The following is a 9,684-nucleotide window of genomic DNA, read 5'->3' as shown; positions in this document are numbered from 1 at the left end:
CACCTTCTGCCGCCTCAAGGACTGGAGGCGTGTCGCGACACGATATGACAAGCTCATGATTAACTTCGCAGCAACCTGCTACATCGCCGCCATCGTCACATGGTGGATCAATTGAGTCTGGACCCTAGAGTCTGAACAGGTAAATTAAACGACCAATAATCCGGCAGTCTACATGATCTCCGACGATAGTGTTTTTCTGGTTTGCGATGAAATTTGCTCGTCGAGTGGATCTCACCACAGGCACTTTCAGGATACCGGGTTTCGAAAATGTGCCTTCTTGTATACCGGCAGGTAGTACCGATATTACACTCAGTTACTAATATATACCATCAGGCGTATGGTGTTCTCTACGCCTCAAGGAGTGAACCACATGGAACTAGGCGTATATAGTTTCGGGGATGTGCAGAAGAATGCGGCTACTGGCGAGCTCGGCTCTACGGCGGATGCAACGCGCAACTTGCTTGAAGCCATTCAGCTCGCAGATGAGGTTGGCCTCGATTATTTCGGTATTGGCGAGCATCATACACGCGAGATGCCGGCTTCGGCCGCGACCGTCATTCTGGGCGCCGCCGCGTCGACCACCAAGAACATCAAACTTGGCAGCGCTGTAACAGTGCTGAGCACCGGTGATCCCGTACGGGTCTATCAGCAGTTTGCTACGGTGGACGCGCTGTCTAACGGTCGTGCTGAAATTACGGCTGGTCGAGGTTCTTCAACCGAATCCTTTCCGCTTTTTGGGCATGATCTGAACGACTATGACGCGCTTTATGCTGAGAAGCTTGATCTGCTTTTAAAGATCAATGAAAGCGAGAACGTCACCTGGCAGGGTAAATTTCGCCCGGCGTTGAACGACGCGCTTGTTGTACCACGTCCAGATAGCGGTTCGCTGCCAGTTTGGCTCGCAACCGGTGGAAACCCGCATTCGTCGGTTCGCGCTGGCCTGCTCGGTCTGCCGATTTCCTACGCAATCATCGGTGGGCAGGCATCGCGTTTCGCGCCACTGGCTAATCTTTACAGGCGCGCGGCCGCCGAGGCGGAAATTGTACCGGAAAGAGTGAAGGTCTCGGTCGCAACACCGGGCTTCATCGGTGAGAATGCTGCAGAAGCAAAAGATTTCTTCTGGACCCACTGGCATGCAGTCATGGAACAGCTCGGCAAAATCCGAGGCTTCGCCCCACCGCCCCGCCCGCATTATGACCGTGAGGCAAGTGGTGCGGGTGCGATTTTTGCGGGCAGTCCCGAGGAAATCGCCGAACGTATCGTCGAGTTGCACAAGCACATCGGCCATATGCGGCAGTTCCTACAGATGGACGTTGGACAAATGCAGCACAAGGCATTCCTGCGTTCGATTGAGCTGCTGGGTACCAAGGTAAAGCCGCTTGTCGATGCGGAACTGGGTTCTGGAAAATAAATAGGAGCAAACGGAATATGCCAATATCTCAGGTCAGAACCATCGGCATATTGGGGGCGGGCCGTGTTGGCACCGCCATAGCTCGCCGCGCAATTGCAGCGGGCTATGGGGTGCGGCTGGCAACGTCCAAAACACCCGAAGATATCGCACTTGTGCTTGAAATCATGGTGCCCCGCGCGCAGGCCGCCGATACGGCAGAAAGCGTGATTGCGGCTGCTGATATCGTTGTGCTTGCATTGCCGCTGTCCAAATATCGCAATCTTGCACCGGAATTGATGCAGGGTAAGATCGTTATCGATGCCATGAACTACTGGGCACCGACGGACGGAATGATCGCAGAGTTTGAAGGTGAGCGTTCGAGCAGTGAAGTTGTGCAAGATTTCCTGCCGGGTGCACGACTGGTACGGAGCTTCAACCACATGGGTTATCATGAAATAGATGAGGAAGCTCGTTTGAAAGGCGATCCGGAGCGTCGTGCGCTCGCTGTTGCCGGGAACGATGCTGATGCACGCAGGGAAGTGGGTGCGTTTATCGACCGCATCGGGTTCGATCCTGTCGATGCGGGGCCGCTGGCTTTCAGCCGTTTGTTCGATACCGGCACTCTCTTGTTCGGCGCGACAGTCAATCGGGCGGATATGGAGCGCACCCTTCAAATGCAACGCGTGGTATAGAACGTTTTTCGGCAAGGTTTCCGAGGTTACAATAAATCAGAGTGGAAGAGTACTAAAATGACCAATATGAGAATGGATAAGGAAGACAAAGATGCCCGCAACGGACGCTATGTGGCTCGCATAGAGGGAATTAAAGGTGAAACCGAAATCACCTTTACCAAGCGCGGCCCTCGTCTGATCAGTGCCGACCACACGGGAGCTCCGGACAGTATGAAGGGCACGGATTCGGCTGCGGCACTTGTAAGCTTTATGATTGAGGATGCGCGCAAGAACGGAATAAAAATCATACCGCTCTGCCCCTACGTTCGGGCGCAATATCGCAGGCATCCGGAATGGGCAGATGTAATGACCGTGCCGCCGGGCGAAGACCCGGCGGTCTGATTATGCTGCTTTCGCTCGCTGTGTTTCGATAAAAGGATACGAAACCTCCAGCGGAAGCCTGCGGTTGCCTGACAGTAGCCTCGTCCGTCAACTTTCGTTGGTCGTCAAATTCATTCCCCACGCGAGAGACCAGCAGGCGCCCTGCAAACCTTGGCCCGGGGCGCAAGGTGCGCATTCTGGCTGAGCACTGTACCAACCCCGCCCGACGAAGGCCCGAAAAGAACCATCGGTTTGTTGAGCGAACATTTGCGTGGCTGGGAAGATGTCACTGACTGGCCAAAGACTTCGAGAAAACCATCGCTTTTGCCGAAGCGTGGAAATCATCGCAAATATCCGTTTCGTCACCCGACGTATCGCAAAGCCTGATATCGTTACATTTATTATGAATCAGGCTCTAACCACATTGATAGATCAGGTCTCTTCTGCAAAACAACATCGTCAAGCCGGACTGGAAGTGTACCGAGTGAGTCCCAAACAAATCAGATAAGCTTCAAGATGTTTTGATATTTTGCAACATAACCAGAAATCCTCGGCACGTTTCTGGAACAAATCACAGACCTGCTCCCGGCTAGACTGACTTTTTGTAAACAAACCGCCCCCGTCTCTCCTCAGTTGATATCGAGTTGTTCGTCACCCGCCTTTCAAAGGCGTGGGCTGGTAGCCAACAAGTCGCCAAACATCGTCTCGTCGACGATAAACCGCAAGGTAGGCGTTTGATAGGTTTCGCTCAGCATCTCCCACTTCGACATCTGCGAACATCCGTCCAGCAATGATTGCAGTGTCATCAAACGAACTGATCACGTCAACAGGTGCATCGATGCGTTTGTAACGGAAATACCCGCTGGCCAGCTTGGCGAGATAGGTCTCGCGTGTATGGGGTCGGTACAAGATCTGTTCCCCCAGACACGCTAAGGCAGAACGGAGCGGCAACGACCATTTACACGTCCTGAATCGCGATTGAGGTCTCCGAAGAACAGATTTTCCAGCATGAGAGCAGAATTCGATCACCCGAGAGGCACTCATGCTGAAGATTTCCTTTTTGACTGCCGGATTATGGCTGTCCATCGTCACGCTTGCTCATTCTGCCGAAACCGTCGGATTTCGAGAGGTTGAACTGGACAAAGAGAGTCCCCGTCCGCTCCATGTTGCAATCTGGTATCCCACCGAAGAACGAGCCAGTACCGTAACAGTCGGCGAGAACCGCGTCTTTTACGGCACTTCTGCTGTAAAAATGCAATTCCTGACACTGGCGCTCATGCTCTGGTGGTTCTCTCACATGGTTATGGGGGTAGTTGGCGCAACTTGAACTGGCTTGCGAATGAGCTTACCCAGCAGGGTTATATCGTGGCCGCGCTGGATCACCCTGGGACAACGACATTCAACAAGGACACGGATCAGACAGCGAAGCTGTGGGAACGACCACATGACTTGAGCCGTGTCATTGATGCCCTGACAGCAGATCCTGAACTTGTCGGAAAAGTTGATGCACAACGGATTGCCGTTATCGGCCATTCGTTAGGCGGATGGACAGTAACCGCACTTGCTGGCGCGCGCTTCGATACGGTCCGTTTCGAAAAGGATTGCCAAATCCATACAAATCCGCGCACTTGTAGCCTTTCAGCAGAACTCGGACTCGGAAACCATGAGCTTGAAAAGGAAATGGCTGATCCGCGTATTAGAGCTTTCGTCTCCCTTGATCTGGGGCTGGCGTGGGGTTTCTTACCAGAAAGCTTGGCAGGCATTCATATTCCATCACTTATTATCAGTGCTGGCACCGATATCGGCGACATGCCGGCGAGACTTGAAAGCGGCTATCTTGCGAAACATTTGCCCAAGTCTTCTTCAAATTATATTGAAATCCCGGACGCGATGCATTTCAGCTTCATGCAGCTTTGCAAACCCGGCGCTGCTGCATTGATCGAAGAGGACACACCGGGTGATGGGATTGTTTGCAAGGATGGAGGAACACGCGGTCGTAAAGAAATCCACCGGGAAATTACGTTTCTTGTGATCGGCTTTCTCGCAAAAGTCCTTCCGGGCAGGCCTTAGAGCTGCAGTCGATGTCAGTATGATTTGCGCCCAAACGACGATAGTCGCTTGGCGTCGCGCCGGTTACTCTCGCAAATTCCCGATTGAAATTTGACTTCGTTTGGAAGCCACATTCAAACATCACGGCTGTAATTGGCAGGTCAGTTGCTTTCAGCAGGCGTATGGCATCCTGGATGCGGTATTCATTGACAATTTGTGACACGTTGCGTCCGAGAACGCGGTTGATTGCCGTCGATATGTGCCGGGAAGGAACACCAAGTCGGCGCGACAAACGGCTCAGCGTGAGATCAGGATCTCGATAAAGTTTCTTCGAATGCATCGCATCGTCGACCATACCCATGATCTTACGATCTTGCTCTGTGATAGAAAGAATCTCTATCTCAGGTGGTGAATAAGCATCCTGAGAATTGCTTTTGGGTATGCTGTACGGCTCGACCTCGCGGTTCTCATTGTCCGGCACACTCCCACCGATAATGGCAATTGCATAAGCCACAATTGGAAGCGTGAGGGCATTAGCGACCGCAACGATCACTGCTGCGTGGCTTCCGCGATAGAAATCGAAATCTCCGGCTGTCATGAGATCAATGATGCCGGAGAAAAGCAGAAGACCGCCCACCGTTGAAACGACCTTGCGCGCACCTTCAGTATCGGTCAGTCGTACACGTTCAAGATAGTTGGATTCCGTAGACACACTACGAAGGAGGGCCGTACCATAACCGAAATAGAGAACGGCCAGAATGAGATCGATTGGTGGATGCCATCGATACCAAAAAGCCGAAAGGACCAGCACCGCTGCCGGAAAAAGAAAATGCGGCCATGCCCGTGTTGAGGGTGTCTGCAGTAGCTTTGAACAGCAAAGCCACACGACAGGCGGCAAGAGTGCGGCAATGACAGGCTGAATGAATCGAATCCATGGAAGATCAAGGGTCCAGCGCACCCCGACTGTGATCATCAGGAGAATACAAGCGCTGATGAAGAGCGGGACCGGTTTAAAAAGTGCTCTGTTTTCCACAAGCACTCGAATCAGCAGGATGCCCAGTAGTATGACGACAACAAATGGTAGCGGTATTGCGGACATCAGGTGGTCCCACTGCTCAAAAGGCCACGTTCAGCAGAAACTTCGTCCCGAACCCGCATAATGGTCTGCCGACTTGTTGAAAATTTCCTAGCGATGGCCGAAATGCTCATCCCTTTCGCGAGATCGCCGCGCACCTCCTGTTTTTGCTTTTCACTGAGTGTCGATGGGCGGCCAAGAGTCTTTCCTTCTGATTTGGCGCGCTTGAGGCCGGATTGCGTCCGCTCGATCAGCAAGTCCCGTTCGAATTGTGCAACGGCGTTGAGTACGTTCATAGTCATCGTGCCAGCCGAACTGGTGAGATCGGCGCCGCCAAGTGCGAGACAATAGACTTTCACTCCCATTTCCGTGAGCGCTCTGACGGTAGTGCTGACATCAATTGCATCACGACCGAGGCGGTCGAGTTTGGTCACGATTAGAATATCTCCGGACACCAGCTTATCCATCAGACGAGAAAAGCCACGGCGCTGCGCAATCGCGGTACTGCCAGAAACCGTCTCGGTTACAATCCGGCGCGTCTCGACCTGGAAGCCGGCAGCTTCGATTTCCTGAATCTGGTTCTCGGTGGTCTGCCCGGTCGTGGAGACGCGGACATAGGCAAATGTACGAGGCATGGAGTAAAACCGTCCGAATAAGCTGTCCGAAATATCTCCACTGTTCGAAAGACTGTCAAGATAATTTGTGGACAGGTAATTTTGATCCTGTACGCAATCCCTCGTTTTCGGACAGGAGACTCACCCTGTTCATAGGGCGTAGACGTGTAGGAGTAACAAGTGGGCCGACGAAAACTGATTAATGCGATGGAAGCTCAGGAACTTCTCGGTCTGGAGATGGACGAAGACAGCCTGATCCGCCACTACACGCTTGATGCTGCTGATCGCCTCGAATGCGAGTTGCGCCGACGCCCGCACAACAAGTTAGGCTTTGCCATCCAGCTCTGCGTCATGCGACAGTCAGGTCGCCTCCTGGGCGAAGATGAACAATTGTCCTCCGCCATGGTTGATTATGTAGCAGATCAACTCAGCGTCGATCCGCGCTCTTATTCGATCTATGCCCATCACATGCAAACCCGGTTCGAGCATAGCCGGCACTTGACGCTTTACCTTGGTCTACATCCTGCGAGCCGTGATGATCGTCGGGCGGCACTATTGGCCGCAACCGAGGCGGCCGCTTCTGGGGACAAGGGGCTGCCCATCGCCAGGGCGGTGGTAGCTGCCTTTCGTGAACGCAAGGCGCTACTTCCTTCTAAATATTCCATAGAGAAGATTGGTATTGGCCCCCGCGCGCTTGCTCGTCGTCGCGCAGAGAGTGCGCTCATTGCCGATCTCAGTGATGAAACGCTGGAAGCTCTTGATAGTCTATTGGACGTTGACCCGGTGATCCGTCAGACGTGGTTCAATTGGTTGCGGTCCGCTCCTGACGCCCCGGGAGCAGGCAATCTGATTGGAATGACGGAGCGCATAGCGTTCCTGCGCCATCTTGAGATTGATCCTGAGCTGCAACTTCGCATTCCTGCCGGTCGGTGGGATCAAATGATCCGCGAGGGCGATGCCACTCCAGCCTGGCTTGCCAGTGACTTCAGTTCCAGTCGTCGTCGCGCTACAATTGTGGCTCAGTTTCTCAAGCTCGGCCAGAAGCTCACCGACGATGCGGTAACGATGTTCATCAAGCTGATTGGTCGGCTGTTCTCAAAAGCGAATAACAGGAAAAAGCAGCGGCATATGAATGCTCGGATGGAAACATCCAGGGCGCTCAAATTTATTCCTCGATACAATTGTCGCCTTGCAGAATGCCAATGATGCTGATGAAGATGCAATAAAAGTGGTAAACAGGCAAGTTGGTTGGCAAAAGCTGCTCCAGATCAAGCCTAATCTTGAAACAATGGTCGAGAACGCGGACACATCGCCTTTGGCAATGGCGGCAGAACAGTACGCGAATGTTCGAAAGTTTGCAGGCGTGTTCCTTCAGACGTTTACGTTTCACTCACACCGAAAGCATGATCCGCTCCTGGCAGGGATATCAACCCTGAAAGGGCTTTATGCGGAAGGGAAGCGCGTTCTGACTGATCGTGTGCCGGTCGGCCATCTCGGATCGTCTGAGAAAAAGCTGATATTCGTGGACGGAAAACCGGATCGGCGGCATTACGAAATTGCAACTCTGGCCCATTTGCGCGATCGGCTACGCTCGGGGGATGTCTGGGTTGATGGCAGCCGATCGTTCCGGCCGATTGACGAACACCTCATGCCTAAGCCTGCTTTTGTCGCCATGAAAGATGAAGGCAAACTCGGTCTTGGAATTCAGGAAGATGGTGCTGCATGGCTTACGGAAGTCCGGCAGATGATGGACTTTAATCTCAAGCGCCTAGCTTATCGCGCTCGCAATGGAAAGCTCGATGGGGTCAGGTTGGATGCCGGAACACTGATCGTGACGCCGCGTCCGAGCGGTATTCCCGTCGCAGCGGATGAACTGAACGTCGAAATCAGCGAGATGTATCCGCTGATTGAAGTTCCCGACCTCCTCAGGGAAGTACATGACTGGACGGGATTTGCCGACCAGTTCACGCATGTCCGGACGGGAGATGCTCCGCAAAACATCTCCGCTATGCTCGCCGGTGTTCTGGCGGACAGCACAAATCTCGGACCAAAACGCATGGCAGGAGCCTCGAAGGGGATCAGTGCCCACCAGATCGGATGGATGCGCACCTTTCACGCCCGATCCGAAACCTATAGGGCCGCGCAGGCCTGTGTAACAGACGCTCACGCGCGCCATCCGCATTCGCTGCTCTGGGGAGATGGAACGACTGCCTCATCCGATGGACAGTTCTTCCGTGCCAGCGACCGGGCCGCCAAGCGTGGCGACATCAATCTGCATTATGGCAGTGAGCCGGGTTCGAAATTCTACAGCCATCTCTCTGATCAGTACGGATATTTCGGCATATTGCCAATCAGCCCGACTGAAAGCGAGGCCGTCTATGTCCTCGACGGCCTGTTTGATCACGACACGATTCTTGAAATCGAGGAGTATTCTACCGATACCGGCGGTGCGAGCGATCATGTTTTTGCGATATTCGCCCTGATTGGCAAGCGTTTTGCGCCGCGGCTTTGAAACATCAAGGACCGAAAATTCCATACATTCGAGAAGTCCGATGCCTATCCGGCGTTGGAAAGCCATATCAGCGTACCGATCAACATCGCGCTCATTCTCGAACACTGGGATGACCTTCTACGTCTGGCAGCATCGATCACAACACGTACGGTAGCGCCATCAACAATCCTGAAAAGGTTCTCGGCTTCCTCTAAATCCAGCGAACTCGCAAAAGCCTTGCGTGAGCTTGGTCGCATAGAGCGTACACTGTTCATGATCGAGTGGTATCCAGCCCGGCGCTGCGTCGGCGTTGTCAGGCCGGTCTCAACAAGGGCGAAGCCGCCCATAAGCTGAAACGCGCCGTTTTCTTCCACGAACGCGGCGAAATCCGTGATCGCTCCTACGACAGCCAGGCATTCCGGGCTTCCGGCCTCAATCTGGTCGTCAGTGTTATTGTTCACTGGAATACCGTCTATCTCAGCCGCGCCGCTGCCCATTTGCGGCAACAAGGCCGGAATATTCCAGACGAGTTATTGAAACATGTCTCAACACTCAGTTGGGAACACATAAACCTCACCGGGATCTATTCCTGGGATGCAGAACAGCAGATGACAGACGGCTTCATACCTTTGCGCCGCACCAGTCGATTGTTGCGTGCGGCGTGAAGTTCATCGTTCGTTCGGGCTTAGCGTGTCGAGGAGAACAAATCTTGTTCCGCCCCCTCCATTGGGATGCCGTTGATCGGAAGACGTGTTCCGTGTGGGCGTAAGTCGATCTCCGCAGATGTTTCGGTGACACCGCTCCGGCACGCATGTCAGTTTGTCCGGCATGTGGGTGCGATGATTTGCGATCCGCCTTTTACCAAAACTCTACGAGGTAGCCTAGGTGTTTGGTCCCAGCATGTGATGGTGCGGTTTGACGATAAAGGCTTCTGGCTTTGATTTCCAGAGTTCCTGAATTGCTTCATAGGGTGTTTTGAACTTCAAGGCTTTGAGTTGTTTGGCAAAGTTGTA

Annotated in this window: 8 protein-coding genes and 3 pseudogenes; 7 read left to right on the top strand and 4 right to left on the bottom strand. The window is 53.3% G+C overall.

The genetic code is table 11. The features are described 5' to 3' along the window. The 4 genes and pseudogenes from F9K91_RS25050 to F9K91_RS25035 form a co-directional block, all read left to right on the top strand. Positions 1 to 115, top strand: a pseudogene (locus F9K91_RS25050) (IS5/IS1182 family transposase); the annotation flags it as partial. 255 nt (positions 116 to 370) lie between these two features. Further along, positions 371 to 1,411: an LLM class flavin-dependent oxidoreductase gene (locus F9K91_RS25045; RefSeq protein WP_151679026.1), complete on the top strand. Its 1,041-nt coding sequence runs from the start codon at positions 371 to 373 to the stop codon at positions 1,409 to 1,411. A 17-nt stretch (positions 1,412 to 1,428) separates the two neighbouring features. Further along, positions 1,429 to 2,082, top strand: coding sequence for an NADPH-dependent F420 reductase (locus F9K91_RS25040; protein ID WP_151679025.1), 654 nt, complete (start codon positions 1,429 to 1,431; stop codon positions 2,080 to 2,082). Positions 2,083 to 2,139: 57 nt separating this feature from the next. After that, a complete protein-coding gene (locus F9K91_RS25035) occupies positions 2,140 to 2,463 on the top strand; it encodes a GNAT family N-acetyltransferase (RefSeq protein ID WP_151679024.1) in 324 nt (107 codons plus the stop codon). A gap of 630 nt (positions 2,464 to 3,093) precedes the next feature. Here the strand turns inward: F9K91_RS25035 and F9K91_RS25030 are convergent. After that, positions 3,094 to 3,351, bottom strand: coding sequence for a nuclear transport factor 2 family protein (locus tag F9K91_RS25030; RefSeq protein WP_151679023.1), 258 nt, complete (start codon positions 3,349 to 3,351; stop codon positions 3,094 to 3,096). A gap of 133 nt (positions 3,352 to 3,484) precedes the next feature. Between F9K91_RS25030 and F9K91_RS26505 the strand changes: the two genes are divergently transcribed. Together F9K91_RS26505 and F9K91_RS25025 are read left to right on the top strand one after the other, a co-directional pair. Beyond that, positions 3,485 to 3,769, top strand: a complete 285-nt coding sequence (locus tag F9K91_RS26505; RefSeq protein ID WP_235913451.1) for a hypothetical protein — start codon at positions 3,485 to 3,487, stop codon at positions 3,767 to 3,769. After that, complete coding sequence (locus F9K91_RS25025) at positions 3,766 to 4,512, top strand: alpha/beta hydrolase family protein (protein ID WP_235913447.1); 747 nt, start codon at positions 3,766 to 3,768, stop codon at positions 4,510 to 4,512. The genes F9K91_RS26505 and F9K91_RS25025 overlap by 4 nt, the downstream gene beginning before the upstream one ends. Here F9K91_RS25025 and F9K91_RS25020 read toward each other — a convergent pair. Beyond that, on the bottom strand, positions 4,460 to 5,590 hold the full coding sequence (locus F9K91_RS25020) for a helix-turn-helix domain-containing protein (RefSeq protein ID WP_151679022.1): 1,131 nt from the start codon (positions 5,588 to 5,590) through the stop codon (positions 4,460 to 4,462). The genes F9K91_RS25025 and F9K91_RS25020 overlap by 53 nt on opposite strands. Continuing rightward, positions 5,590 to 6,201 (bottom strand): recombinase family protein, encoded by a 612-nt coding sequence (locus tag F9K91_RS25015; protein WP_151679021.1) that lies wholly within the window; start codon positions 6,199 to 6,201, stop codon positions 5,590 to 5,592. The genes F9K91_RS25020 and F9K91_RS25015 overlap by 1 nt, the downstream gene beginning before the upstream one ends. Before the next feature lie 159 nt (positions 6,202 to 6,360). Between F9K91_RS25015 and F9K91_RS25010 the strand changes: the two are divergent. Further along, positions 6,361 to 9,336 (top strand): annotated as a pseudogene (locus tag F9K91_RS25010) (Tn3 family transposase). Positions 9,337 to 9,552: 216 nt separating this feature from the next. On the opposite strand, the pseudogene F9K91_RS25005 reads toward F9K91_RS25010, so the two are convergent. After that, positions 9,553 to 9,684, bottom strand: a pseudogene (locus tag F9K91_RS25005) (IS481 family transposase); the annotation flags it as partial.

The sequence above is a fragment of the Brucella tritici genome, from assembly GCF_008932295.1.
Classification (GTDB): Bacteria; Pseudomonadota; Alphaproteobacteria; order Rhizobiales; family Rhizobiaceae; genus Brucella; species Brucella tritici.
Note: the sequence above shows the minus strand (reverse complement) of the source record. Positions and strands in the feature narration are given on the sequence as shown.